This is a genomic window from Hoyosella subflava DQS3-9A1 (genome assembly GCF_000214175.1).
GTDB classification, from domain to species: Bacteria; Actinomycetota; Actinomycetes; order Mycobacteriales; family Mycobacteriaceae; genus Hoyosella; species Hoyosella subflava.
Genome location: NC_015564.1, coordinates 2,684,330 through 2,709,390, shown reverse-complemented (window position 1 = coordinate 2,709,390; position 25,061 = coordinate 2,684,330). Strand labels below are relative to the sequence as shown.

The following is a 25,061-nucleotide window of genomic DNA, read 5'->3' as shown; positions in this document are numbered from 1 at the left end:
ACGGGTACTGCGTGACAACAAACACTTGGACGTCCTACTATAGGAGTGTCAGGTACTTCCTTGGGGGGTATCCAAGGGTTTCCGGTTCTGGAGAAAGTGATCAATTAGCATGGCTATACGTGAACTCACGCACTTCATTGGTGGCAAGAACACCCCGTCAGCGTCTGGGCGGTTTGGTGATGTGTTCGACCCCAACACCGGCGAAGTGCAGGCGCGTGTGCCGCTCGCTGACGCTGCCGAAGTGGAGGCCGCGGTCGCCGATTCCGTCCAGGCCCAGCGGGAATGGGCCGCCTGGAACCCGCAGCGGCGCGCCCGTGTGCTGCAGAAGTTCCTCCAGCTCATCGACGACGAAAAGGAAGACCTTGCGCGGCTGCTGTCATCAGAGCACGGCAAGACTGTCCCAGATGCGCTCGGCGACATTCAGCGCGGCGTCGAGGTTGTCGAATTTGCCTGTGGCATTCCACATCTGCTGAAGGGTGAGTACACCACGGGTGCGGGCGCTGGTATCGACGTCTACTCGATGCGTCAGCCGCTCGGTGTCGTCGCCGGAATTACGCCGTTTAACTTCCCGGCCATGATCCCGCTGTGGAAGGCGGCGCCCGCGATCGCTTGCGGAAATGCGTTTATCCTCAAGCCTTCTGAGCGTGACCCCTCCGTGCCGCTGCGTCTCGCGGAGCTCTTCCTCGAAGCGGGCTTGCCGCCCGGCGTCTTCAATGTCGTCAATGGCGACAAGCAGGCCGTCGATGCGCTGCTCAACCACCCCCAGGTCGAAGCCTTGGGCTTCGTCGGATCGACGCCTATCGCGCAGTACATCTACTCAACCGCCACCGCGAACGGGAAGCGCGCGCAGTGCTTTGGTGGCGCCAAGAACCACGCCATCATCATGCCCGACGCTGACCTCGATCAGGTCGCTGACGCACTCGTCGGCGCAGGCTACGGTTCTGCGGGTGAGCGCTGTATGGCGATCTCCGTCGCTGTGCCAGTCGGCAAGGAGACTGGCGACGCGCTCATCGAAAAGCTCAAGGATCGCATCGGCAAACTCACCGTCGGGACCTCGGACAACAGTGCAGCCGATTTCGGTCCGCTCGTGTCGGCGGATGCGGTGCGACGCGTCAAGGACTACATCCAGATCGGTATCGACGACGGTGCCGAACTCGTGGTCGACGGCCGGGGCTTTGGGCTCGATGGGCATGAATCCGGTTTCTTCACTGGCCCGACACTTCTCGACAACGTGCCCACGACCTCGCGCGCTTACCTCGAAGAGATCTTCGGTCCCGTGCTCACTGTGGTGCGAGCAGACAGCTACGAAGACGCATTGCGGCTGCCATCTGAGCACGAGTATGGCAATGGCGTCTCGATCTTCACCCGTGACGGCGACACTGCGCGTGACTTCACCACTCGCGTCAATACCGGAATGGTGGGAGTCAACGTCCCCATCCCGGTACCGATCGCCTACCACACGTTCGGTGGCTGGAAGCGGTCGATGTTCGGTGATCTGAACCAGCATGGTCCCGACTCGGTGCGCTTCTACACCAAGACCAAGACGGTGACGCAGCGGTGGCCATCTGGCATCAAGGACAACGAAGGCCACTTCGTCATACCAACGATGAAGTGAGAGAACGACAGTGACATTCACCCTTACTGTCGAGGAACGAGCAATCCTTGACACGGTTTCCGAGTTTGCGGCTGAGGAGTTCGCGCCGCACGCGGTGGAGTGGGATCAGACGAAACACTTCCCGGTCGACGTTCTGCGCAAGGCAGCCGCGATGGGAATGGGTGCTGTGTACGTGCGGGAAGACGTCGGCGGCAGCGGCCTGCGGCGTGTCGACGCCGTGCGCATCTTCGAGCGACTCGCGTCGGGATGCCCCTCCATGGCGGCGTACCTGTCGATTCACAACATGGTCGCGTGGATGATTGACACCTACGGTACCGACGAGCAACGGCACCAGTGGCTTCCTGATCTCGCGACGATGGAGCACCTTGGCAGCTACTGTCTCACAGAGCCAGGAGCGGGGTCGGATGCGGCGGCGCTCACGACCCGCGCCGTTCGGGATGGCGACGAACTCGTACTCACCGGGGTGAAGCAATTCATTTCCGGTGCGGGCTCCAGCGACGTCTACGTTGTGATGGCGCGCACTGGCGAACCCGGCCCGGCGGGCATCACCGCTGTGATTGTGCCGGGAGATGCGGATGGCCTCTCATTTGGTGCCAATGAACAGAAAATGGGCTGGAACGCGATGCCCACCCGACAGGTGATTCTCGACGGTGTGCGCGTCCCGGTAGCGAATGTCCTCGGCGGTTTCGGGAACGGCTTCCGCATCGCCATGAATGGATTGAATGGCGGCCGCCTCAACATTGCAGCGTGCTCACTCGGCGGGGCCCAAACGGCCCTCGATAAGTCCCTGACATATGTGGCTGAGCGCTCGGCTTTCGGAGCACCGCTCAGCGAACGGGAGACCATTCAGCACACCGTGGCCGAGATGCGGATTCAGATCGAGGCGGCGCGGGCGTTCCTGTGGCGTGCGGCGGAAGCCCTCGACGAGGATGCTCCTGACAAGATCATGCTGTGTGCCGCGGCGAAACGATTCGTCACTGAAACTGGCTACCAGGTTGTGGATACGGCGCTGCAGCTGCATGGCGGATACGGGTATCTGACTGAGTACGGGATCGAGAAAATCCTCCGCGATCTCCGCGTTCACCGCATCCTGGAGGGAACGAACGAGATCATGCGGATGGTAGTTGCACGTTCGATGATCAAGTCGGCATGACATACCAGAGAGGGGTCCCTGCGGGATGAGTACACCAGTGGTTGGTTTCATCGGTCTTGGTCACATGGGCGGGCCGATGGCCGCAAATCTCGTCAAGGCGGGATACACAGTTATTGGGTTCGATGTTGTGCCGGCAGCGATAGAGGCGGCAACAGCGAGCGGCGTGCAAATGGCAGCGTCGGCGAGTGAGGCGGTAAAGGAAGCCCCCATCGTCATCACGATGCTTCCCAGTGGCCGTCACGTACATTCAGTTCTGGACGAAGTCCTCGGAGCAGCGGCTCCGAGCACGCTTTTCCTGGAGTGTTCCACCATTGACGTTGACGATGCCAAGGCAGCCCACGCGAAAGCCAGAGCTGCTGGACACCGCTGTGTGGACGCGCCGGTATCGGGTGGAGTCGGCGGAGCGACCGCGGGGACACTCACGTTCATGGTCGGCGGACCTGCCGACGATGTCGCTACCGCGCACCCACTCCTCGACGTGATGGGCAAGCGAATCGTTCATTGCGGAGACGCCGGTGCGGGGCAGGCGGCGAAAATCTGCAACAACATGATCCTCGGCATCACCATGATCGGTATCAGCGAAGCCTTCGTGCTCGGAGAAAAGCTCGGCCTGACGAACGAGGCGCTGTTTGAGGTGGCGGCAAACGCGTCAGGGCAATGCTGGGCGCTGACGTCGTACTGCCCAGTGCCAGGGCCCGTGCCCGCATCGCCAGCGAACAACAACTATGAGCCAGGGTTCGCGGTTGAATTGATGAGCAAGGACCTTGGTCTTGCAGCGAGTGCTCTGCGAAACGCTGGCGTCGCCGGCGACCTTGGTCTCCACGCGTCGGAGATCTACGAGCGCTACCTAGAAGAAGGCGGGAAGGGTCGTGACTTCTCCGCGATCGTCACCGATATTCGCCGCCGTTCAGAAGGATGAAACTGGCAGCACCTCAGATTCAGTGAGGATCTCGCCAGTAACGTCGAGGGCCTGAACCCGCACGAATCTCGGTTCGCCGTCAATCGTGGTTTCCGTTTCGAACCCATCGCGCGGTACCGCCTTGATGACATCGAGTGCGTCGGGTTCAGCCCCGGCAAGGACCCGCCAGCGAACGACTTCAGTGGCGCCGTTCCAGCTCATCGCGACACTGACCGTGCCTGACTGACGAATAGTCGCGCTGACGGCCGGCGGATACTCAGGGGTACCCACCCAGTCGCCGAGCAGCGCACGGTACGAAAACATGTTCGATGGGAAAACCATGTGCCGCTTGACTTTTCCGTCGGGACCGAATTCGGTGAGGCTTGGACGTGACCCCCAGCCCACGAAGCTGTGCCCGTTCGGGAGGACCTGGTGGTTGGCCTGAGTCGAACTGATAACCTCGTCCGGGTTCGTCATCTCGGCGACAAGGTCGACGTGCATCGTTTCCTCGTCGAGTTGAAGGATGAGGGCACGTGAGGCGCCGTCGTCATCGGCTTCCGCGGACACGTTGTCCAGCAGGCTGATACGGCCGTCCGGCAGCCAGCGAGCGTCGTGCTGGTAGCGGAACTCGACACCCGAGCCAAGAGTGAAATCGCTGTTCTTCCCGCCAAGTGTCCACATGATCTCGCCCGTCTCGCGGTCAATCTTGTAGAGGGCGTGGGTATGACGCGCGGAGATCAGCAAATTGCCGTCCGCATCCTCATCAACGGAGTTGATGTGGAAGTAGTCCCACGCGCGCTCCTCGTCCTCTGGCAGCGGATGGTCTGACTCATCAGTGTCGACATGATCGAGTGCATCCCAGGCGAACAACACCTCACCAGTCTCAATATCGACTTCCTGCACGGCTGACGACCGGATAGGCGGATCCCCTTCAGTACGTGGGTACGCCATCATCAACGCGGTGTCACGCGGCGTGATGATGAGATCGTGGAAGTCCGCGTTCAGTCCGTCACCCATGGAAACGCGCGCGACCTCCTCGTACCGGCCATTGAGAATGATGTACTCACCCTCGCCCCATCCAGGTTCGAACGACTCGCCCTGCCAATAGGTGAGCACAGGCTCTCCGCGGAAAGTTTGGAGGGTGAGATCGTTCGCGTAGATATCGCCATCGAAGCGTCGTGTCCACACTGGTTCACCGGCGGTGTCAATGATGAGGAGTCCGCTATGCGGATCGCCCTCCTCGCGATCACCGCGCACGCGGGGCACTAACAGAATGTATCCGTCAGTCGCGCTTTCCATGGAAAACACAGTCGCTACTTCTGGCGGCACTAGGCCGGGTTCCGTCACAAAACTATGGACACCCGGCTCTACCCTGGGGAACTCGGGCTCGGTTTCACCGCGCATGCAGCCCGCGGTGAGCGCCAAGACAAGCGCTGGCAGGGCACACCGTTTGAAGGCAGGACACACAACCATGATCGTTGCACGCGGCGCGACCGTAATCCACAACCGGGGACACTAAGCGGGTCTTCGGGTGGTGACCTTTGTGCTCGTATGTATTAAACGTACGTTTATCGCCCCGAAGGGTACGTTCTGCCCGTGCATAGGAAAAAGAACCCCGGGGAGCCGGAAGGTGCGGGACGGGGGTTACGTCTGGGAAAGTGGTGGGGAAGGCAGCGAGGAGGCATCATGGCCAGCGACGACAGTCAGTCCACCGGTATTCCTCACACCGTAGCTGAGCGTCGCGCCCGCATGACGGATAACGTGCGCGAGTGGTGCCGTGTCCGCCAGGTTCCCAACCAGAGTGGCGATCTTTCCGACCAGGCGGCCCTGCTGATAGCGACGGGGTATGTCGATGAGGAGACGCGTGAGATTGTGCTGAACCGGCGCCGTGAAGGCCGCGCTTTCCCGTCAGCGGGGGGATTTTCCAGCGTGCGGCGCCTCGCTGATGACCACGCGAGGCTTGTCCGGAAACTCGATGAGTCCCGGTCGGGGCCAGCGCAGTTGATTGTGCGTTTCCGGATGGGCGAGGCGGAAAGAAAGCTCAGCGACGTGCGGTCGGCATTCGTGTTGTCACGTACACATTATGCGAGCGGCGTCCTCGCCATACGGCGGGACCGGAAGGCCGGTCTGCATCTCGACCTCGAGCAGCGCAGTGCATTATTCCGGGCTCTCCAGCGGACTCCTGTACCGCTGGACAGGCGATCAACGCCCGCTGATCAGTTGCGCAGCGCCGCGCGGGACGCCGCGATCGAAGGGATGCGCCGACTGTCGGACAAATCTCGCCTCGCTGGATTCGCGCGTGCCGCGAGTGAGCGAATCGCGCTGGGCCCGAATGAATATTCGGAATTCGACGACCAGTACGAAACGCTTCTCTATCTGGCGGGAACACTGTTTGACCGGATCCACGGATCGCTTTCCTGGCATTCCGGATATTTCATGGTGCAACGGGCCCAACTTGATCTCGCGAGTGAACTCGTCCAGATTGCCGTCGACACCGTTGCGCTGCGGGGCATTTCGCGAGAACTCGAAGACGCACTCGTCTCGGCTCGGGATGCGGCCTCGCGCCAGCAGATCCGCGCGCGTCAGGGTGCTCTGGAAAGCGTGTGGAACGAGCTCGTCAATCGCGTGGCAGCGCTGATGCGCATCGACGACGCATTGTCAGAGGTCGAGGAACGCCTGCGATCGTTCGCGGCCGTCCAGCGGGCCGAGAATCTGGATCATCGCATCGACGACCTGCTGTCCCGCTCGGGCACGCGGGAAATGTCAGCTGAGAACATCCACCATGTATCCGAGCAGGTCGCGGGTGTCGATGAGGTGATCGCCGGCTACCAGGAACTTCTTTACGGCGATATCGCTGAACTCACGGGGCGAGACAACGACAGTCGATGATCAGTTTGTCATCAGCGTGAAAGCGCCTCGCGCGAGCGACATCATTTCAGTGATACGGGCCTCTGACTCTTCCATTTCCGGAACATCCGTGTCGGGAGCGTTGGTCAGCACCACGACCACGTACGTCTCGTCCGCATCGTTCTCTGCGAGATAACCAAGTGCGGTCACGCCGGGCTCGGAGCCACCCTTGTACCAGACTGAAGTCCACTCCGCGCCCAGGGCGACGCCACCGTCGTTGTCAGACATCGCGGCCGCGACATTTTCATCGCCGATTTCGTGGAGAGACCCGAATGCGGCGCACATGTCGCTCGCTGAGCCGAACCAGCCTATCGAGTCGATGTGACGTGACGATGTCCAGGGCTCGGCTGCGGCGAGCTCGGGCAACGGTGTGTCGGCAACCGTCGTGTTGAGCAGGCTCCGGCGTTCCGCTTCTCCGCCGCCGCTGAACTGGTCCGCGAGCTGCGGATAGTCCACGATCTTAAGCTTGAACATCTCTTGCGTGGTCAGCATCGGGCGGTTGGCGTCCGCGTTCGCTGAGGTCTCCGCGACGACCTCTTCGACCGCTTCGCGGCCGACGGCTTCAAGGAGCATGTCGCTTGCGGTGTTATCGCTGAACGAGATCATCAGACCCGCGGCCTCCGCCACCGTGACTTCGGTCCCCGGCTCTTCATCCTGCAGGAAACCGGTCGGCCAGCTGCGGTTGTCTTCGGTGACAGCGATGGTGCTTTCCCACGTCAAGTCTCCGGCGTCGATTGCACGTTGCACGGCTTCGAGCACATACACCTTGAACATGGACGCGATAGGCATGACATCGTCAGCCCGCACGTCGTGAGCAGATTCGCACGCACCGTCGTCGTTAAGGCGGGCAGCGATGAAGCTGGCCTCAGGTGCCAGCGACTCGAGGCGTTCAGTGAGGCTTCCCCACGATTCCGGCGCGTCAGGGATATTCAGTGCCGGAGCGAGATTCAGCGTGTCAATCATTCCGTCGTCATTTACCCGGAGTGTCAGCGTCAGCTGCCCGTCAGCACTGTTGATGCTGACGACGATCGCGTCGTCAGTAGCGGACTGCACTTCGGTGGGCTCGAGCGGGCCAACCGCCATGAGCACCTCATTGATGACCTCGGGGGAGATCTCAGCCAGGAACTCGGGGGACATGCGTTCGGTGAATTCGTCCGGAGGTATCGGCGGCTGGCTTGATGCTTCGAGGAACCACGACACTTGTTGCCCGGCAGGGGTCTCAGGCAAGCTGATCCCAGCGGCGCTGACGGTTTCATCGCCGCCTTCCGGCGCTTCTGTATCCGATCCGCACCCCGCAACCATCGAACCAGCGAGCAGTGTTGCGGCAATGGCGGTGAGTGCTCGCTGAGTGCCCGAGCGGCAGCGCTGCATACGTGCTTACCTGCTTTCCATCTCTTCGTGGGTGAGGAGCCACGTTTTGGTGTCGAGGCCCCATCGGAATCCGCCGAGAGCGCCTCCCGTACGCACGACGCGGTGACAGGGCACAAAAAGTGCGGCGGCATTACGGGCACAGGCTGACGCCGCGGCACGGAACGCGCGAGGATTTCCGCTGCGCCGCGCAAGGTCACCGTACGTTACGGGCGCGCCGGGAGCGACGTCGCGAAGCACCTTCCACGTCTGGGTGAGGAAATCTCCGGAGTGTTGTTCAACCGGCACAGCGCTGACCGAGTCCAACTCCCCGTCGTAGTAGGCGGTGACAGCGTCCGCGATCGGCTGTACGGCGGAAGCGGGCACTTCCTCAACTGTGGTGGGACGCAATTGGGGGTGGATGAGCCCGGTGAGTGCGGACGGGTAACCCGTCCAGCCAGATGCGAGCACCGAATCGATCTCGGAGACTACAACTGTGAACGGGCCGTTTGGTGTCGTGAGGGTCGCTGACCGCCCGCTGATGACTCCAGTCATGACGCTGCCGTCTCCTTTCGGGTCGCGGTATCGCGCACATAATGCCACCACAAGTGCATCGTTGCGTAGGAACGCCACGGTGCCCAATGTTGCGCATCGGCGGCAGTTAGCGAAAGGTCGCTCAGCGATTTCGCAACAACATGGTCTCCATGCAGGAAAATGTCCGGGTGCCGGGTTACGCGCATCGCGACGTAGGATGCCGTCCACGGCCCAAAACCATCACACGTGAGCAGCGTGTCGTGGAGTTCAGCCGGGTCAGCGCCAGGGTGGACACGCAGCGTCCCCGCGTCGAGTGCCTGGGCGGCGGCAATGATCGAACGAATACGGCGAATCGGGCCGGAAAGCACCGTCCGGCCGTGCTCCGCGATCGCTGCCGCTGACGGAAACACTTTGGGCGGCGTCTCGCTTCGGTCGATGGGAGGCGCCTCTTCGCCGAGCTGCGCCACCAGTCTGGACGTAAGGGTGATAGCGGCGCGCCTGGAAACCTGTTGTCCGAGCAGCGCCCGGATCACCGTCTCGGTGGGGTCTGCGCACCCAGGGACACGGATGCCAGGACTTCCCGAAACCAGGGGACGCAAGGATGGGTGCAGGCTGAGTGCGCGATCAACTGCAACGGGATCGGCATCGAGGTCAAGCAGGTGGCGAATACGCGCTACAGCGGGCATGAGGTCGCGAAGATCGGTCAGTGCGAGGGTCGCCTTCACGTGGTCATCGGCGAGGCGCAGGCGCACGGAGGCGAGACCTCGAGGCAGCCGCAGTCCGCGAGTGAATGAGTCACTGCGCGCGGTTTCCATGCCGGGCACTGCGTGACCCGCCAGGAACCACTGCACCCAGGAGGCGTTGAGAGGGCCACGGAAGGGCAGCTGCAAAGTCAGCGCGCCACCACCGGACTGGTCCGCAGTATCTTCCCGGCGCAGTTGCGATGGCGTGAGGCCGTAGATGCGTGCGATGGTGTCGTTGAACTGCCGCACGCTGGAGAATCCGGAAGCGAACGCGGTGTCCGCGATCGGCATAGCGGTCGACTGCAGCAACGCACGCGCTGTGCGCGCGCGAAACGATCGCGCCAACGCGAGTGGGCCCGCACCGAGCTCCGCGACGAGGATCCGGTTAACGTGGCGGGTGGAGTAGCCGAGTTTAGCCGCGAGGCCCGCGACGCCACTGCGTTCGATGACCCCCTCAGCGATCAGCGTCAGAGCGCGTGTCGCCAGTTCGGAGGTGACGTTCCAGCCTGGAGTGCCTGGCGCGGCATCAGGGCTGCAACGTCGGCACGCGCGGAAACCGGCCTGCTGGGCGCCGGCCGGGGTGGGGTAGAAGTCAACGTTCTCGGGGTGCGGTGTCTGCGCTGGGCACGAGGGCCGACAGTAAATACCCGTGGTGCGCACTGCGGTCACAAACTGACCATCGAATCGCTGGTCACGTGCAGTGACAGCCCGATAGCACAGCTCGCGATTCTGTACCAGTGCGGACACTGGCGGCACAGACGAGTGATCATTGGGCACTACTCGATCGTGACACTCTGAATGAAAGTGTGCTAGCGGGAATCAGACATCGCCGTATTTCTTAATGGTCTTACACGAGGCGTCGTCCGCGCCGTTGACGCAACCGCATGTCCCACAAACAGAGTCGGAGCAACCGTGTGGCCGTCGTGTTCAGTCGATGAGCAGCGCCGCCCGCATGAGACGGCTGAGGAACGCCCGAACACCCGGGGACTTCTCGAAGTTCACCAGCCGTCCGATATCCAGTGCCAGCGCGAGTGACGCGTGCACCAGAAAACGGAGTTCGATGAGCTGGCGGCCGGGCAGCACCTGCTCAAGGAGGGTTGCCCACTCCTCGACATAGAGCCGCTGCGCAGTATTGAGTTCGCGGCGCTGTTCTGCTGGCAGACTCCCAACTTCGGTGAAGTACACCGACATGAGATCCTGCTGTCCGGACGACAGGCTGACGTAAAGATCGACGAGCCTGCGCAAGCCGTCGAGTGGCGAGGTGGACTCCGCCAGCACCGCAGTCGTGTCCGCGGTCAGCCGTTCGCTGGCACGAGCGAATGCGGCAGCAAGGAGGTCGCTCTTGCTTTCGAAGTAGCGGTATACCCCGGACGCGTTGAGGTCTGCGGCAGCGCCAATTTCTTCGATGCTCACGTCGTGGTAGCCACGCTCGAAAAATAGCTGAATAGCGGCTTTGAGGAGTTGTTCTCGCTTGGATTGCGGTGTGAGTCCAGCCTGGCGCGGCGGCGAGGGAGGCTGTGGGACGATGTGTGCATCGACCCACAACGCGGACTGGGCGGCTTCCAGGATGACGCGCTGAATTCGTTTCTCAGAGAGTGGTGTTCGATGGGCGGTAATGCTGCCGATGACGCTGAGCGCAGCGCCGCTGAGTAGCGTGTACTCCCGGTCCGAGAGCCCAGGGCGCAGTCGCTTCACCTGAATGCTGACGTTCCGGTTGACAGTCTTGATCCGGTCGCGCACCGCGCGCCGGTCAGCTGGATTGAGGTAGCGATCCTCCCACCGATACAGCCCGCCGGTTTTACGGTGCTCGATGGTGACTCTGATCAGCGACAGCAATACCGCTTGGAGGTCCCCCTCCGCATTCGAGCTTTGTAAACCGCTGTTCTGCGGCGTGCTGGCCTCCACGAGCACGTCAGCGAGGGTTAGTGCGACATGCCGGAAGAGTGCGTACTTGTTGGGAAAATGGCGGTACAGGGCGGGACCGGAGACGCCCACTTCGCGCGCGATGTCGTCAATTCCGACCTGGTTGTAACCCTGGGTGCTGAACATCTCGGCGGCGATCCGGGCGATCTGCGCTTTGCGATCTTTCGGGCGTCGGCGTGGGGTGGGTGCAGGCGGTCGCGTGCCTGCAGCGATCGTGCCCCGACGGGCTCCCGCAGATTCCGGCACCGTAACTCCCTGTGGTGTTCGTGTAAACGTCTGTTGGTGAACAGCCCGTCGAGTCGTATCGGCAATTGTTGCACAAACTTCGTGGTTGCGTCGCTTGACTTTCGTCGAATCTCGCGCAAAAGTTAACGACAATTCCGTACAGGATGGACGAGTGGCGGCTGCCTCCAGCGGTAGCTCCAACACATACGAAACTGCGAAGGACACCGATGGGACACTCTGAAGCGCTCATCTATGACGCGATCCGTACACCGCGAGGAAAAGGTAAAGCCTCGGGGGCCCTGCATTCCGTGAAGCCAATCGACCTCGTCACTGGTCTGATCGACGCGCTCATCGCCCGTAACCCCGCCGCGGACCCAACGACCATCGATGACGTCGTACTGGGCATCGTGTCGCCGGTCGGAGACCAGGGTGCCGTGTTGCCCCGAACAGCCGCATTGTTATCCGGCCTTTCGGACTCGGTGGCTGGGGTGCAAACCAACAGGTTCTGCGCGTCGGGCCTTGAGGCCGTCAACCTCGCTGCACAGAAAGTGCGTTCAGGCTGGGAAGACTTGGTACTCGCGGGAGGCGTGGAATCCATGTCGCGGGTGAAGATGGGGTCAGACGGTGGTGCGTGGCCGATGGACCCTCACAGCAATTACGTCACATCGTTCGTCCCCCAGGGGATTGGTGCGGACCTCATCGCGACGATGGAGGGGTTCAGCCGCACACAGGTGGATGAATTCGCCGTGCGCTCACAGGAACGTGCCGCGAAGGCCTGGTCCGACGGCAGGTTCGCGAACTCAGTCATCCCCGTCGTGGATATGCACGGTATGCCTGTACTCGATCGGGACGAGCACATGCGCCCCGACGCGACTGTGGAATCGCTCGCGGCGCTGCAGCCCTCTTTCACGGTGATCGGTGACCAGGGCGGGTTCGACGCAGTTGCGCTCCAGAAGTACCACTGGGTGGAGAAGATCGAGCACGTCCACCACGCTGGCAATTCGTCGGGAATTGTCGATGGTGCCTCCCTGGTGCTGATCGGCAGCGAAGCCGCGGGTGTGCGGAATGGCCTCACCCCGCGCGGCCGCGTCGTGTCAACAGCTGTGGTTGGTACCGAACCCACAATCATGCTGACTGGACCGGCACCTGCCGCGCAGAAAGCGCTGGACAAGGCGGGGCTCACCTTTGATGACATCGACCTGTTTGAAGTCAATGAGGCGTTCGCGTCCGTGGTCCTGAAGTTCATCGGCGACACCGGAGTCGATATCGACAGGATCAACGTGAATGGTGGCTCGATCGCGATGGGGCACCCCCTTGGCGCCACTGGGGCAATGATTCTCGGCACTTTGCTCGACGAACTGGAACGCCGCGGTGACCGCTACGGCCTCGCCACGCTATGCGTCGGCGCAGGTATGGGCATCGCCACCGTCATCGAACGCCTCTGAACCACATTCTTCTCCAGGGAGACCACGACAATGAGCACAATCCGTTACGAGCGTGACGAAACTGGCGTCGTCACACTGATTATCGACGACCCTTCGCAGTCCGCCAACACCATGAACGAAGCGTTCATGGCATCGATCCGCGAGGTCACCGACCGCCTGCACGATGAACGTGATGACATTCGCGGCGTGATCATCACCTCCGCGAAGAAGACCTTCTTCGCGGGCGGGGATCTGAAAGACATCCTTCGTACCGGCCCGGCTGACATCCCCGCGGTCAGTGAGAACGTTCGCAGCCTCACAGGTGCGCTGCGCCGACTCGAAACGCTTGGCAAGCCAGTCGTCGCCGCAATCGGTGGCGCCGCGTTAGGCGGCGGACTCGAGATCGCCCTCGCGTGTCACCACCGAATCGCCGTCAACCACGCATCCGTCCAGATCGGGCTTCCGGAGGTCACGCTCGGCCTTCTGCCCGGAGCCGGTGGCATCACCCGAACAGTTCGCATGCTCGGCGTCGTCGGCGCCCTCACTCAGGTCCTGCTAAAAGGCCAGCGGTTCCGGCCCGCACAAGCATTAGAAGCCGGTCTCATCAGCGAACTCGTTGAGACACCGGCACAGCTCGAGCCTGCCGCGCGTGCATGGATCGATGCGAACCCGGAGGTGCAGCAGCCGTGGGATCGCAAGGGCTACCGCATGCCTGGCGGGACACCGGCAACACCCTCTCTAGCGCAGATTCTGCCGAGCATCCCGGCAAACCTCAGAAAGCAGCTCAAGGGCGCGCCATACCCGGCACCGCTCGCAATCATGAGTGCCGCGGTTGAAGGCGCACAGGTCGATTTCGACACTGCACAGAAGATCGAAACTCGTTACTTCGCAGGTCTTTCCACGGGCCAGACGGCGAAGAACATGATCCGTGCGTTCTTCTTCGACATGCAGTCCGCCAACGGCCTCGCGCGCGAATACGGCGGCGATGACCGTGCACCAGTGAGCAAGGTTGTCGTTCTCGGTGCCGGGATGATGGGCGCTGCGATTACCTACGTCTGCGCTAACGCAGGAATGACGGTCGTGCTGAAGGACGTTTCCCCGGACGCGGCGGAGCGCGGAAAAGCATATTCAGCAAAGCTTTTGGAGAAGGCAGTCGCGCGCGGCCGCAAATCGCAAGCCGCAGCAGATGAAATTCTTGCGCGAATCACCCCCACGGTCTCCGCTGAAGACGCCGCAGGTGCCGAAGCGGTGATCGAGGCGGTATTTGAGGACCCTGACGTGAAGGGGAAAGTATTCGGCGAGATCGAACCGTACCTCGCTCCCGGCGCGCTGCTGTGCTCAAACACCTCGACGCTGCCGATCACGCTGCTCGGCGAGAAAGTCGCACGGCCGGAGGACTTCATCGGTCTGCACTTCTTCTCGCCGGTCGACAAGATGCCGTTGGTCGAGATCATCAAAGGAGAGAAAACCAGCGCGGACACGGTGGGCCGTGCGCTCGCCATCGTTCAGCAGATCAAGAAAACTCCCATCCTGGTGAACGATTCCCGCGGGTTCTTCACCAGCAGAGTCATCGGCACCTTCACCAGCGAAGGCATGGCGATGCTCGGGGAGGGCATACCCGCCGCCACCATCGAGCAGGCATCCACCCAGGCGGGATACCCGGCGCCAGTTCTCGCGCTCATGGATGAGCTCACCCTGACCTTGCCGCGGAAGATTCGCGACGAAACCAAAGCAGGTGTCATCGCGGAAGGCAAGCAGTGGACACCACACCCCGCAGACGCGGTGCTCGACCGCGTCATAGACGAGTTCGGCCGGAAAGGACGCTCGTCGGGCGCAGGCTTCTATGACTATGTGGACGGCAAGCGGACCGGCCTCTGGCCGGGGCTGAAGACCGCATTCGGCGGGGACACGGAAATCCCGTTCGTGGATATCAAGGAACGCATGCTTTTCATCGAGGCCATCGAGACCGTGCGCTGTATGGAGGAAGGCGTGCTCGACAGTGCCACCGACGCCAACGTCGGCTCGATCCTGGGTATTGGGTATCCGGCCTGGACTGGCGGCGTGATGCGCTTCATCGACCAGTACCAGGGCGGGGCCGCAGGATTCGTCGAACGCGCATTAGTGCTCGCCGACAAATACGGAGACCGGTTCTCACCACCACAGATGTTGCTTGATACAGCCGCATCAGGTGGCAGCTTCGAGGAGGTTAACTGACGTGCTATCGACACGATTTACTCGCGCATTCGGCGTTGAACACCCGATCGTCCAGGGTGGCATGATGTGGGTTGGCCGGGCAGAACTTGTTGCTGCAGTAGCGAACTCCGGTGCGCTCGGCTTCATCACCGCGCTTACGCAGCCGACTCCTGAAGATCTGGTCAAGGAGGTACAGCGGTGTCGCTCGCTGACTGACAAACCATTCGGCGTGAACTTGACGATTCTCCCGTCGATCAACCCGCCGCCCTATGCCGAGTATCGGCAGGCGATCGTCGAATCCGGAGTCAAGATCGTCGAAACCGCGGGGTTCAATCCTGCCGACCACCTGCCCTTCTTCAAGGATGCCGGGATCAAGGTGATCCACAAGTGCACCAGCGTTCGGCACGCGATCAAGGCCGAGCGTATTGGTGTCGACGCGGTCAGTATCGACGGATTCGAATGCGCTGGTCATCCGGGTGAGGACGATGTACCCGCGCTCATTCTCATCCCCGCCGCGGTCAATCACCTCACGATTCCTGTCCTCGCCTCGGGCGGGATCGCCGATGCGCGGGGACTCGTTGCAGCCCTGGCGCTTGGGGCCGACGGCGTGAACATGGGGACCCGCTTCATGTGTACGGCGGAATCACCCGTCGCGCAGCAAGTGAAGGAGCAAATCGTCGCGAACACAGAACGCGACACGGAACTCATCTTCCGGTCCCTTCGGAACACAGCGCGAGTGGCCCGCAACGAGGTCAGTCGCGAAGTGGTTGCGAAAGAAAGAGAAGGCTGCGACTTCACCGAAATCGCACACCTTGTCGCAGGGGCCCGCGGCCGCAAAGTGTTCGAAGACGGTGACCTTGATGCAGGAATCTGGACCACTGGGCAGTGCCAGGGGCTTATCAACGATATCCCGACCGTCGATGAACTCGTTTCCCGTATGGTCAGCGAGGCTGAGTCCCTCATTTCGCGGCGTCTCGCAGACATGGTTGCGGAACCCGTTGGCGCCGGGGTGCCACGATGACCGCATCGGGTAGAGATGCAATTGACCTCATGCTGACTGACGGAATCCTGCGCGTCACCATCAACCGCCCGGCGCGGCGAAATGCGGTGGATTTCGCCACGCTCGACGCGCTTGGTGAAGTCTTGGTTACCGAGGCACGAGCAGACGAGGTCCGCGTGGTGGTGCTGAGTGGCGCGGACGGTTCCTTCTGTTCCGGTGCGGATCTTGCGGCCGCAGCAGAAGGCCCGCTTCACACGCCCGAAGAAACCATGGACAAGGCGAATCGGGCGGTTCGCGCCATCGTCACCCTTGATGTGCCCGTCATAGCGGAGGTGGCGGGCGCAGCGGTCGGGTACGGTGTCGCTCTCGCCCTTGCGTCTGACTTCGTGGTCGCATCGGACGACGCATACTTCTTGCTGGCATTCACGAAGAACGGACTCATGCCGGATGGGGGAGCGACGCTAATGGTGCCCGCAATTCTGGGTCGCGCCAAGGCGAACGCCCTGCTCCTGCTGGGTGAACGCCTGCCCGCCGGGGATGCGCTGCGTGAAGGACTGGTCTCTGCCGTCCATCCGCGGAATTCGCTGGAACGCCACACGAAGGAACTGGCCGTGCGGCTCGCATCGGGACCCAGGCGCGCGCAGGCACTCACCAAAAGGGCGGTGACAGTTCCGCTGGTTGCCCAACTCGACGAAGCTCTTGCACGGGAGAAGGCGGGGCAGTGCGAACTGCTGGCTGGCGCCGAGTTCGCCGAAGCGCTCACCGCGCGCTTCGAGAAGCGCGCGCCAGTGTTCGGATGAACCGCGATTAACTTTCTATGCCCGATTCGGCCCCGGCGCACGCTTGGGAGCGATTTAATGGCGACCATCGGCGTGAAGTCAATGGGAAGGGACTGAGGACTGATGACCCCAGCGGACGACAATCAAGAACGGCAACCCGGGAAGGTGCGGCGGCTCACCCACGTGGTGCTGAGTCTGGATGAGACGATGGATCAGGCCAACGGCCTGATGAAGCAGGCAGACACCCTGCTGCCGGAGCTGGTGTATCAGCTGCAGTATCTGAATGACACGCTCACCAATATCAACACCACACTGGAGCGTGCTAATGGGCTCCTGGACAATGCCGACTGGATGCTGAGCCCCGCGCAGAGTATCCGGAAACGTCTGACGCCCCGGCCGAGCCGGAGCACAGCGAAGAGCAGCAGAAGGACAGCTTCTCAGGAGGAGAACGTGTCCGAAGACGCAGAGCCAGTATCTGAGGAATAGTTGGCGAATCGCAGACGTCCTGTCCAGGCCCGCTCACACGACACTGTGCAGCGGATCCTGGACGCGGCGCATGATGTGTTAGCCGAGCGTGGGTATCCCGATTGTTCGACGAATCGCATAGCCGATGCGGCCGGCATCAGTAAAGGGTCGTTGTACCAGTACTTTTCGGACAAGGATGACGTTCTCGTCCGTCTCGCCGACCGCATCGCGGAGGACATCACCGCACAGATCAGCCAGCAGATTGACAGGAATCTAGGGCCAGACTGGCAGGTGTTAGCCTCAGCGGTTCTGGACGCTGTTTTCGACGCGGTTGACCGGCACAGCCCGGTGCTGCGCACGATGCTGACCGATGCTCCACAATTGCGTGTACTCGAACGCATGGAGAGCATTACGGCGAGAGCGGTCGACGTCGGCAGGACATACATCGCCCTGAACAGAACGCAGTTCCGTGAGGAACTCGACGTCGACGCGACGCTGGCCGTCCTCGTCGCTGGACTGCGGGCAATCATGAGTGACTACGTGCAGGGAACTTCGCCTATCGAACAGTGCAGGCTGAAAAAGGCGCTGCGGCAATTGACGTTCAACGCCCTAGTCGTTGATCGGCATCAGTAGCGCCCCTGGCGCACCTTAGGTGACGATTTTCGCTGCGGCTTCGATATGGACGCTGGTGGAATTGAGCCCGCCGTTGCCGGTGAAGGTATCGCCGACCTCAGGATCGTGGAGCAGGTTGACATTGGCGCCTGGGTGCTGGGCGGCGACTGACCACGTTGCACCTTCATGATGTCCCCAGCCATGAGGAATCGCGACTGTGCCGCGAACGATATCGGAACTGACCTCGACGGGCACCGTGATGGTGCCAACCGGTGACGTCACGTCGACGCGCTGGCCAGCGGTCAAGTTCCGGGTCGCCGCGTCGGCCGGGTGCATCAGCACGGTGCAGCGATCGCGGCCCTTGACCATGGTGGGAACGTTGTGCAGCCAGGAGTTGTTGCTTCGCAGGTGGCGGCGGCCTATGAGGCGGAGATCGAACTTCGTAGAGCGTGGTGAAGGAGCATTGACGACGTGCCGAGCCTCGGCAATCAGGTCGGGCGGCGCTAGCTGTACCCGGCGATCCTTGGTCCGGATCAGCTTCGCGAGCCGCGGCTGAAGTGGGCCAAGATCGATTCCGCCGGGAGTGTCCTTGATCTTTTTGATCGTGATGCCGCGGGTTCCGCGCCGGAGCAGTCCGTGCGGGCCCAGGGCGACTCCAACCGCTGCGATACGAAGCGGGCTCACACGCGAGAAGACCCCGTTCAGAAGTTCACCGGTGAACCGCCGTAGCGGGAGGGGTGTGACTTCGGTCACGAGCCGTGCGAGGATCTCCCAGTCTTCCAGGCCTTCGTCGGGAGTGTCGAAGACACGCGCGTTGTACCGGGCGTTGTTACGGACACTGAATATGGGGAACAAGACATCGAACTCTTCTCGTTCGAGCGGCGATACGGGCGGGAGGATGATGTCGGCGTGCCGGGTTGTTTCTGTGACATACATGTCTACAGCCACATAGAAATCGAGCGACGTGAGTGCCTCAGCGAGCTTGCCTCGCTGCGGGGTGGAAAGGACTGGATTCCCGGCGTAGGTGATCATCGCCCGGATGCGGCCAGGTCCTTCATTGATAATGTCTTGCGCTAACCCGCTGACGGGCAGTTCGAAGCGGAAGGCCTTGCGTGTCCCGCTGCGGTCGGTCCAGTTTCCGTAGGGGATTGGCAACCACCGCAGCCAGCGCATCGCATCGACAGGCGGGGTGGTGTACATCTGACCGCCTGGTCGATCGACATTGCCGGTCACAGCGTTGATGACGTTCACCAGCCAGTGGGTGATTGTGCCGGTGGTGTGCTGACAGACTCCGATCCGCGCGTACACCACAGCTGAAGACGCGGCGGCGTGTTCACGGGCGAGCCGACGGATCACCTCAGCATCGACTCCGCAGCGAGCCGCGGCGAACTCCGGGGTGACCTCACTGGTCAGTCGGCACAACTCGTCCCATCCGGAAAGGTTCCGCTCCACGACCTCTGAGTCGACGAGTTTCTCTTCGTTGAGCACGTGCAGCATTGCGAGGAGCAAATATGGATCGCCACCCGGGTCGATTGCGACATGTTCGTCTGCGATGCGCGCGGTTTCGGTGCGTCGTGGATCGATGACAACGACTTTCCCGCCGCGTCGCCGTACATCGCGTATCCGCTTCTTGGCGTTCGGCATCGTCGTCACAGAACCATTCGAGACGGCGGGGTTGGCGCCAAGAATAACGAGCCTTTGTGTGCGATCGATATCAGCCACCGGCATGAGGAAACTCGAGCCGAACATACGCCATGCTGCGAACTCTTGCGGGAATTGATCAACCGATGAAGCGGAGTAGAAATTCCGCGTCAGCAAGGCTGCCCGCAGCAGCAGTCCGTACATCACCGACGGACTGTGGGCCGCAGGATTTCCGAGATACATGGCTATCGAACTTGGGCCGTGCTGTTTCCGGGTGGCTCGTAGGCGCTGCCCGATTTCTGCGAAAGCGGCGTCCCAGGTGATCGGTTCGAATGTGTCGCCGTTTCGGCGCATCGGCGTGCGGAGCCGGTCTGGATCGTGGTGAAGGCCAGCGAGCGCGGTCGCTTTAGGGCAGATGTATCCCCGAGACATCACATCTGCGGGGTCGCCCTCGATGAAGGTGACCCGCTGACCTTCCGTCGTCACCTGAATGCCGCAATGCGCTTCACAAAGGGTGCATTGGCGATTGACCGTTCTCTGATCGGGCACTAGCTCTCCTCGTGGTCCCACATTCCGATTTCGTCCAGATGCTGGATAAGCCGATCCGCACCGTCGCTGAATTGCGCGTGAACCAGATGCCGAACCGCGTCTAAATCCTTTCCACGCATCGCCGCAACAAGTTGCTCATGGCTGCTGACAGCCTGTTTGCCCCAGTCCGCACTTGATGCGTAGAGCCGGTACGGCGTATAGCGGAGCGCATTCTGGAGAAACCACGCAAGCTTTGTGCCGCCTGAGATGTGGTTTATCGAGCGGTGGAATTCGAAGACGCTGGCTGCCACGTCGTCGCTGTCGCCGTTGGCGACCGCTTCCGCCATTTCGGTGAGCAGTCCTTCGAGCCGTTTGAGGGAGTCCGCGGTGATGCGTTGTGCGGCGCGCACGGCGAGTTCAACCGCTATCTGTCCTTGTAGCCAGAAGATATCCGTGATATCTGTGCGGCTCAATGGTGACACGGCATATCCACGGTGCGGTTCGAGGTGGACGAGTCCTTCGCCACGTAACGTGAGCAGCGCCTCCCGGACTGGCGTGATGCTCACTCCAAGTGCCGCGGCTGTTTCATCAAGTCTGATGAACTCACCGGGTTTCACCTGACCCGACATGATTAAACCGCGGACATGGTCGGCCACGTCATCGGAGAGCTGAGATCGCCGCCGTAGTGGCGGTACCTTGCCTGCCGCAGTCGCGGGGCGCTTGCTAGCCGTCGGCATTCGTCTTATCCTCCTGTGGCGCTTCCGCCTCCGCTGCGGAATTGTCTCTCTGGACCCGGCGCTACTCTATGTCTAATCTGATCAAATATAACCCTTAGCTGCGAGTGTACGGGTGAATGGCGCGGCTTGCGAGTGATCCCGTCGTCCCGCACTGGCCTTGAGTCGATGATTCACGTTATATTTGATCAAATATCAACACACTGAGAGGTCTCACATGTCTTCATCTCTTGACCTCGGTTTCACCGCCGAGCAACGCGATTTCGCCCAGGCAGTCGCCGATTTCTGCCGCCGCGAATGTGGCACGCGGGAACAGCGAGATGCGCTAACGCACCACGGGCAGCACAATCACAACCAGGCGCTATATGAAAAGATGGCGGAGCTGGGCTGGATCGGCGTGATGGTTCCCGAAGAGTACGGGGGTGCCGCGGGAAGCATGGTCGACACGTGCATCCTGCTCGAGGAAGCCAGCAGAGGCATGGCGCCAATCGGCGGCATAGGCCCGACCTTCATAACGGGTGCTGCGTATGCGAAATTCGGCACCGAGGCACAAAAGCAAGAAGTACTCGGCGGCATTGTCCGCGGCGCCTCTGAGTCGATCTCGATGTCCGAACCGGAAGCCGGGTCCGATGTCGCCAACCTGAGTTGCCGTGCCGAGAAGACCTCGGACGGCTGGTTGATCAATGGGCAAAAGACGTGGTGCTCGAACGCGCATTTCGCGGAGAACATCTTGCTTGTCGCGCGGACATCACGTACTGGTGCCAAGCATGAGGGCCTGACGATGTTCCACGTCCCAGTAGGCGTCGACGGACTCAAGATCAGCGGCATCGACACAATGGGCGGCAAAGAAGTCAACGACCTCTACTTCACGGACTGCCTGCTGCCGGAAGACGCGGTGATCGGTGAGGTCGACAACGGCTGGATGCAACTGATGACCGGCCTGAACATCGAGCGCCTCATCCTCGCGGCGATGATGCTCGGCGTCGCTGAGCGCGCTTTCGCTGACACGCTGAAATTCGTCACTGAACGTAAACAGTTCGGTCGGCCGGTGGGGAGTTTCCAGGCAATGCGCCATCGGCTTGCTGACCTCGCGACTGAAATCGAGTGTTCTAGGCTGCTCGTCTACAGCGTCGCACGGCTTGTTGACGAGAACCCAACGAAGCTCTTCCCGCGCGAAGCGTCGATGGCCAAGCTGAAGCTGACTGAGACGGCGAAGAAGGTTGCCCTCGAAGGCATGCAGATGATGGGAGGGTACGGGTACGCCACGGAGTTCGACATGGAACAACATGTCCGTACCACGCTCGTGTCGTCGATCTATGGCGGCACGAATGAGATTCAGCGCGACATCATCGGCAAGTCCTACGGCCTCTGATAGCCGGAGTGCAATCAAAACAGGACCCCGCTTAGCGGGGTCCTGTTTTGCATCTCTCAAGCGCGGCGGCTAGCGGTACAGCGCCTCGATTTCGCCGCTGTACTTCTTGGCGATGGGCTTGCGCTTCAGCTTCATCGTGGGGGTGAGTTCCTCGCTTCCAGGCTCCCAGAAGGTTGGCAAGATTGTGAACTTCTTGATCTGTTCCACACGGGAAAGCCGTTCATTCGCCGCGTCGATACCGGCCTGGACTGCGGCGACAAGATCGGGGTGAACACTGAGTTCGGCGGGGTCCACGTTCGATATCCCGTGCGCTTCGGCGAATGCAGCCGCGGCGTCCGGATCGAGGGTAATGAGGGCGACGATGTATTTCTGGTTGTCGCCGACGGCGACCACCGAACCCGCTAGTGGGCACGACACCTTGACTGTCCCTTCGATATTCGAGGGGGCCATGTTCTTGCCGGCCGCATTGATGATGATTTCTTTCTTGCGGTCGATGATTGTGAGGTAGCCGTCGCTGTCTAGCTGTCCGAGATCCCCGGTGTGCAGCCAGCCGTCGCTATCGATGGCCTCCGCCGTCTTCTCCGGATCTCCGCGGTAGCCACGCATGATCTGGGGACCCTTGACCAGGACTTCACCGTCCTCCGCGAGCGCCACCCGCATGCCGCGGATCGTGGTACCCACAGTTCCGATACGTGGTGAACTGAGCGGGTTGTAGGTCACGATCAAGGCAGTCTCCGACATGCCCCAGACCTCGCTCACCGGAAGACCGAGTCCGAGTACGAACGCCATCACATCCGGGGCGATGGGGGCTGCACCCGAGAGGGCGACGCGCAGATTGTCCATTCCCAGACGCTCACGGAACTTGCTGAGCACCAGCTTGTCGGCGACCCGGTGCTGTACTGCGAGCAGCGGCGGAATCGACTTGCCGTCAGATTTGAGCGTCGCCACTTTTGTGCCAGTGGCCAGCGCCCACAACGCGAGGGATTTCTTGGCCCCGGTTTCTGCTGCGAGTGCGGCGTCGAGCCGGGCCTTCAGCTTGTACCAGATCGCGGGTACAGCACCGAAGATTGTCGGCCGAAGTGAAACGAGTGCCTCGATGACCTTCTTCGGATCGTCAACCGTGATGACCTGAGTTCCGGTCGCCACGCTCCGGTAGTGCGCCGCGATCCGGTTCGCTGCATGCGCGTCGGGAAGGTAGGAGATGACCGTGTCGTCGTCCTCCGGAGTAATGAGTGTTTCGACGGCGGTGATTTGTGTCATCAGGTTGGCGTGCGTGAGTTCAACACCCTTCGGTGGACCCGTTGTGCCAGAGGTGTAAATGATCGTCGCGAGGTCCGAAGGCTGCACCGCGCGCCATGTGGCACCGAAATCGAAGGTGGGATCCCCGAGTTCGTCGAGCGCGGCCAAACTCATAGTTCCAGCAGGGGCAGTGTCTTCGCTGTCGACGCACACGATGTGCTCGACGGCCGTACCTTCGCTTGCTTGCCGAACCGTATCGAGGAACTGCGGTTCACAAATAACGACACGGTTATCTGCGTTCCGGAAGATGTACTGGATTTGTTCGGCAGGGGACGAGTTGTAAACCGAGAACGCGCCCGCACCCAGGTGCAGAATCGCGGTGTCTGCAATGTGGAACTCGGGACGGTTCGTCAGCATCATTCCGACTGTGTCGCCATGCTTGACACCCAGTGCGGCGAGGCCAGCGGCCATGCGCTGTACGCGCCTCCCGTAATCCTGCCACGTCAGGCTGACTGATCCGTCAGCCGTCCGAACTGCAGTTTTGCCCGGAATGCGCGCCACCTGCGCCTGGAACGCGGCGCAGAGTGTCTCTGAATTGGTTGTGCCCATCTGTTAGGTTCCTTCGATCATGGTTGCGGTGGCCGCGGTGGTAACAGGAATGCCGTGTGTGCGAACTCACGTTAACTTATTGGGGGTCTAGAAGCTAGAGATACCGTCAAACCGGACTGCTCCGGAGTGTTGTTACATCGGGCGATGCTCGAGCATGCCGACGAGCTTCGAGCGCTCCCGTGCTGCTTTGCGTGCTTGATAAGCGATAGGGAAGTAGCGAAGGCGCTCAGGCAGTGCACTTACCCCGTAGCTGACGGCGAAACCGAATGCCCGGAGTAGCTGCTCATCGCGGGTGGTCCACTTCAGGCCGAGTTTCTCACGCGCCTTCTCAGGCATCGTGCCGACCGTAACGAAGTACAGGAGTTCGCCAGGGAGGAGCGTGAGGACGCGCCAAAGAGGGTGCAGTGCGGTTGGCAACTCGACGGGAGGGGGCACCCGGCGCACCGTCTCCAGGAACTCGTAGGCCGTGGGGTGTGCCACCAGTACCTCATCGATGATCTTGTCGAATACCTCGACGTATTCCGCATACGTCTTCGGGATCTCACGTTCCTGCACGTGTAGGTTGCGCATGAGCTGAACTACTTCGGCGTAGACCTCTTCCTGGTGTTCTTCGGAACTCGGTTTAGTTGAGAAGTACTTGTCAGCCGTGGCGAAGCCGTGCGGGGCGGTCAGCATGATCCAGGCCCACGGGCCTGCCGACAGTGCGTGATGCGTATTTCCGTATTCGTCGCGGGAAATGAGAGGCTTGTGCATTTGGCGGAGGCGGTCCGCCTCCGCCAGGGCTTCCTCGCCGCCATATACCCATGTCAGTACAGAGGCGATGCTGCGTTTCGCTCGGCCCAGCGCATCGGTCCGGAATGTCGAGTGCTCACCCACGACTACGCCGACGGTGGGGTGCATTGTCTGTAGCGCGAATGCCGAACTGTTCGTCAGCGCGAAGGTAATAAGCCCGGCGCCATCCCACAGTTTGCTTTCTTCTGTGAAGGGGACGCGCGGGACGCGGGGCGTGCGCTGCGGTGCGGGAGCATGAAGCGAGGTCGTCATTGATCCTCCAATGCAGGGACTGCTAATACGTAACGTCAGCAAAGCCCCCCATGAAGGACAGGTTCAAGTCGCGTTC

The 25,061-nt window shown here is 61.5% G+C and carries 20 protein-coding genes; 11 read left to right on the top strand and 9 right to left on the bottom strand.

The genetic code is table 11. The annotated features are described in order from the left end of the window. Window positions 1-109 precede the first annotated feature (109 nt). From AS9A_RS12805 to mmsB, 3 genes are read left to right on the top strand one after another with little or no spacing between them, the layout of a single operon-like run. A complete protein-coding gene (locus AS9A_RS12805) occupies window positions 110-1,615 on the top strand; it encodes a CoA-acylating methylmalonate-semialdehyde dehydrogenase (protein ID WP_013807457.1) in 1,506 nt (501 codons plus the stop codon). Window positions 1,616-1,625: 10 nt separating this feature from the next. Continuing rightward, on the top strand, window positions 1,626-2,768 hold the full coding sequence (locus AS9A_RS12800; RefSeq protein WP_013807456.1) for an acyl-CoA dehydrogenase family protein: 1,143 nt from the start codon (window positions 1,626-1,628) through the stop codon (window positions 2,766-2,768). Between the two features lie 25 nt (window positions 2,769-2,793). Beyond that, window positions 2,794-3,687, top strand: coding sequence for a 3-hydroxyisobutyrate dehydrogenase (gene mmsB, locus AS9A_RS12795; protein ID WP_041451067.1), 894 nt, complete (start codon window positions 2,794-2,796; stop codon window positions 3,685-3,687). On the opposite strand, the gene AS9A_RS12790 is transcribed toward mmsB, so the two are convergent. Continuing rightward, window positions 3,676-4,965, bottom strand: coding sequence for an arylsulfotransferase family protein (locus AS9A_RS12790; RefSeq protein WP_158307365.1), 1,290 nt, complete (start codon window positions 4,963-4,965; stop codon window positions 3,676-3,678). The two genes, mmsB and AS9A_RS12790, sit on opposite strands and share 12 nt — an antisense overlap. A 387-nt stretch (window positions 4,966-5,352) precedes the next feature. Between AS9A_RS12790 and AS9A_RS12785 the strand changes: the two genes are divergently transcribed. After that, window positions 5,353-6,555 carry a hypothetical protein gene (locus AS9A_RS12785; RefSeq protein WP_013807452.1) on the top strand — a complete coding sequence of 401 codons (1,203 nt, stop codon included), beginning with the start codon at window positions 5,353-5,355 and terminating at the stop codon, window positions 6,553-6,555. Here AS9A_RS12785 and AS9A_RS12780 read toward each other — a convergent pair whose 3' ends face one another. The 4 genes from AS9A_RS12780 to AS9A_RS12765 form a co-directional block, all read right to left on the bottom strand. Next, entirely contained in the window at window positions 6,556-7,944 is a 1,389-nt protein-coding gene (locus AS9A_RS12780) for a serine hydrolase (RefSeq protein WP_013807451.1), read from the bottom strand. Between the two features lie 6 nt (window positions 7,945-7,950). Continuing rightward, the gene (locus AS9A_RS12775) at window positions 7,951-8,475 is read right to left on the bottom strand and encodes a methylated-DNA--[protein]-cysteine S-methyltransferase (RefSeq protein ID WP_013807450.1); all 525 of its coding nucleotides are present in this window, start codon (window positions 8,473-8,475) and stop codon (window positions 7,951-7,953) included. Next, the gene (locus AS9A_RS12770; RefSeq protein WP_237707813.1) at window positions 8,472-9,974 is read right to left on the bottom strand and encodes an AlkA N-terminal domain-containing protein; all 1,503 of its coding nucleotides are present in this window, start codon (window positions 9,972-9,974) and stop codon (window positions 8,472-8,474) included. Before AS9A_RS12770 ends, AS9A_RS12775 begins: the two co-directional genes overlap by 4 nt. 150 nt (window positions 9,975-10,124) lie before the next feature. Then, a complete protein-coding gene (locus tag AS9A_RS12765; RefSeq protein ID WP_013807448.1) occupies window positions 10,125-11,366 on the bottom strand; it encodes a TetR/AcrR family transcriptional regulator in 1,242 nt (413 codons plus the stop codon). Window positions 11,367-11,572: 206 nt separating this feature from the next. On the opposite strand from AS9A_RS12765, the gene AS9A_RS12760 reads away from it, so the two are divergent. The 6 genes from AS9A_RS12760 to AS9A_RS22730 all read left to right on the top strand — a co-directional run bounded on the left by AS9A_RS12760 (window position 11,573) and on the right by AS9A_RS22730 (window position 17,839). Then, on the top strand, window positions 11,573-12,790 hold the full coding sequence (locus AS9A_RS12760; protein WP_013807447.1) for an acetyl-CoA C-acetyltransferase: 1,218 nt from the start codon (window positions 11,573-11,575) through the stop codon (window positions 12,788-12,790). Between the two features lie 30 nt (window positions 12,791-12,820). After that, window positions 12,821-14,983, top strand: coding sequence for a 3-hydroxyacyl-CoA dehydrogenase NAD-binding domain-containing protein (locus AS9A_RS12755; RefSeq protein ID WP_013807446.1), 2,163 nt, complete (start codon window positions 12,821-12,823; stop codon window positions 14,981-14,983). A 1-nt stretch (window position 14,984) separates the two neighbouring features. Continuing rightward, window positions 14,985-15,983 carry an NAD(P)H-dependent flavin oxidoreductase gene (locus AS9A_RS12750; RefSeq protein ID WP_013807445.1) on the top strand — a complete coding sequence of 333 codons (999 nt, stop codon included), beginning with the start codon at window positions 14,985-14,987 and terminating at the stop codon, window positions 15,981-15,983. Further along, window positions 15,980-16,762 carry an enoyl-CoA hydratase gene (locus AS9A_RS12745; protein WP_013807444.1) on the top strand — a complete coding sequence of 261 codons (783 nt, stop codon included), beginning with the start codon at window positions 15,980-15,982 and terminating at the stop codon, window positions 16,760-16,762. The genes AS9A_RS12750 and AS9A_RS12745 overlap by 4 nt, the downstream gene beginning before the upstream one ends. Window positions 16,763-16,864: 102 nt before the next feature. Next, window positions 16,865-17,227, top strand: a complete 363-nt coding sequence (locus AS9A_RS12740; RefSeq protein ID WP_013807443.1) for a hypothetical protein — start codon at window positions 16,865-16,867, stop codon at window positions 17,225-17,227. Beyond that, the gene (locus AS9A_RS22730) at window positions 17,228-17,839 is read left to right on the top strand and encodes a TetR/AcrR family transcriptional regulator (RefSeq protein ID WP_049793724.1); all 612 of its coding nucleotides are present in this window, start codon (window positions 17,228-17,230) and stop codon (window positions 17,837-17,839) included. A 15-nt stretch (window positions 17,840-17,854) separates the two neighbouring features. Here AS9A_RS22730 and AS9A_RS12730 read toward each other — a convergent pair whose 3' ends face one another. Beyond that, window positions 17,855-20,008, bottom strand: coding sequence for a molybdopterin-dependent oxidoreductase (locus AS9A_RS12730; RefSeq protein ID WP_013807441.1), 2,154 nt, complete (start codon window positions 20,006-20,008; stop codon window positions 17,855-17,857). Continuing rightward, entirely contained in the window at window positions 20,008-20,724 is a 717-nt protein-coding gene (locus AS9A_RS12725) for a GntR family transcriptional regulator (protein WP_013807440.1), read from the bottom strand. The genes AS9A_RS12730 and AS9A_RS12725 overlap by 1 nt, the downstream gene beginning before the upstream one ends. A gap of 214 nt (window positions 20,725-20,938) precedes the next feature. Here AS9A_RS12725 and AS9A_RS12720 point away from each other — a divergent pair, with 214 nt between their 5' ends. Then, window positions 20,939-22,093, top strand: a complete 1,155-nt coding sequence (locus tag AS9A_RS12720) for an acyl-CoA dehydrogenase family protein (protein WP_013807439.1) — start codon at window positions 20,939-20,941, stop codon at window positions 22,091-22,093. Window positions 22,094-22,162: 69 nt separating this feature from the next. Here the strand turns inward: AS9A_RS12720 and AS9A_RS12715 are convergent, their stop codons facing one another. Together AS9A_RS12715 and AS9A_RS12710 are read right to left on the bottom strand one after the other, a co-directional pair. Continuing rightward, window positions 22,163-23,941 (bottom strand): AMP-dependent synthetase/ligase, encoded by a 1,779-nt coding sequence (locus tag AS9A_RS12715; RefSeq protein WP_013807438.1) that lies wholly within the window; start codon window positions 23,939-23,941, stop codon window positions 22,163-22,165. A gap of 132 nt (window positions 23,942-24,073) precedes the next feature. Then, on the bottom strand, window positions 24,074-24,985 hold the full coding sequence (locus AS9A_RS12710; protein ID WP_013807437.1) for an oxygenase MpaB family protein: 912 nt from the start codon (window positions 24,983-24,985) through the stop codon (window positions 24,074-24,076). Window positions 24,986-25,061 lie beyond the last annotated feature (76 nt).

Coding starts and splice junctions, on each gene's coding strand:
- AS9A_RS12805 (WP_013807457.1), top strand. CDS start 110: ATGGCTATACGTGAACTCACGCACTTCATTGGTGGCAAGAACACCCCG.
- mmsB (WP_041451067.1), top strand. CDS start 2,794: ATGAGTACACCAGTGGTTGGTTTCATCGGTCTTGGTCACATGGGCGGG.
- AS9A_RS12790 (WP_158307365.1), bottom strand. CDS start 4,965: ATGGAAAGCGCGACTGACGGATACATTCTGTTAGTGCCCCGCGTGCGC.
- AS9A_RS12785 (WP_013807452.1), top strand. CDS start 5,353: ATGGCCAGCGACGACAGTCAGTCCACCGGTATTCCTCACACCGTAGCT.
- AS9A_RS12780 (WP_013807451.1), bottom strand. CDS start 7,944: ATGCAGCGCTGCCGCTCGGGCACTCAGCGAGCACTCACCGCCATTGCC.
- AS9A_RS12775 (WP_013807450.1), bottom strand. CDS start 8,475: ATGACTGGAGTCATCAGCGGGCGGTCAGCGACCCTCACGACACCAAAC.
- AS9A_RS12760 (WP_013807447.1), top strand. CDS start 11,573: ATGGGACACTCTGAAGCGCTCATCTATGACGCGATCCGTACACCGCGA.
- AS9A_RS12755 (WP_013807446.1), top strand. CDS start 12,821: ATGAGCACAATCCGTTACGAGCGTGACGAAACTGGCGTCGTCACACTG.
- AS9A_RS12745 (WP_013807444.1), top strand. CDS start 15,980: ATGACCGCATCGGGTAGAGATGCAATTGACCTCATGCTGACTGACGGA.
- AS9A_RS12740 (WP_013807443.1), top strand. CDS start 16,865: ATGACCCCAGCGGACGACAATCAAGAACGGCAACCCGGGAAGGTGCGG.
- AS9A_RS12725 (WP_013807440.1), bottom strand. CDS start 20,724: ATGCCGACGGCTAGCAAGCGCCCCGCGACTGCGGCAGGCAAGGTACCG.
- AS9A_RS12720 (WP_013807439.1), top strand. CDS start 20,939: ATGTCTTCATCTCTTGACCTCGGTTTCACCGCCGAGCAACGCGATTTC.
- AS9A_RS12715 (WP_013807438.1), bottom strand. CDS start 23,941: ATGGGCACAACCAATTCAGAGACACTCTGCGCCGCGTTCCAGGCGCAG.
- AS9A_RS12710 (WP_013807437.1), bottom strand. CDS start 24,985: ATGACGACCTCGCTTCATGCTCCCGCACCGCAGCGCACGCCCCGCGTC.